Source organism: Streptomyces sp. AC627_RSS907 (genome assembly GCF_019049165.1).
The window spans coordinates 1-879 of record NZ_JAGMUE010001029.1; the positions used below are offsets into that span (position 1 = coordinate 1).

General features: G+C 71.9%; 2 pseudogenes. Both read right to left on the reverse strand.

The window, feature by feature from the left end:
- Window positions 1-477, reverse strand: a pseudogene (locus tag KUM32_RS40070) (undecaprenyl/decaprenyl-phosphate alpha-N-acetylglucosaminyl 1-phosphate transferase); the annotation flags it as partial.
- A 95-nt stretch (window positions 478-572) separates the two neighbouring features.
- Window positions 573-879, reverse strand: a pseudogene (locus tag KUM32_RS40075) (hypothetical protein); the annotation flags it as partial.

An 879-nucleotide genomic window follows, 5' to 3' on the forward strand; every position in this document is an offset into this window, starting at 1 on the left:
GTTGACGGCGTTGATGGTGATGACCACGAGCGCCACCGTCAGCAGCGTGCCCTGCATGGGGGTGAGCGAGACCGTGCCGACGCCGGGCACCGGGATCCACAGGATGGTCAGGCCCTGGAGGACCATCACGCCGGCGGCGATCATCTGGCCGCCCAGCTTGACCAGCGCGTCCACGCCCCACTTGTCGTCCAGCACGCCCAGCAGCCAGATCAGCCCGGCGCCCGAGAGCAGCGCGCGCGGCTCGTTGGAGATCTCGTAGACGCTCTTGAGGTTGGTCAGGTGCGCGGCGACGAGCAGCCCCGCGCACAGCCCGCCGAACATCGCGATCCCGCCAAGTCGCGGGGTGGGTTCGCGGTGTACGTCCCGGGCGCGGATCTCGGGCATCGCCCCGGCCGCGATGGCGAACTTCCGCACCGGGCCGGTGAGCAGATAGGTGACCGCAGCCGTGACACACAGCGTCAGCAGGTATTCACGCACGGGCTGCCCCAGAGGTTTCGCTGGCCATCACAGCCCCACACCCTATGCGCGTCCGACCTTCTTCTGTGAACTTCAAGACAGACGCACGGCGGGCGTCAGTGGTTCCCGTCGCCGATCCGGGGTTCGGTCGCGGCCGGGTAGGGGGGAAAGCTCCCGGCCAATTCCGCGACCTCCGCGCGGACCGTCCCGTCCTCCCGCAGGGCCGCCCCGATCAGCTCCCCGACCCGCTCCATCTCGGCCTCCGCCATGCCCTGCGTGGTGACCGCGGCGGTGCCCAGCCGCAGGCCCTTCACGTACCCGGCCGCCTGCCCGGGCCGGGGCAGCGCGCAGGTGTCGAGCTCGATGCCGGCGGCGGCGAGCCGGCCGCGCGCGGTGCGCCCGTCGAGGCCGAGGCCCGTGACG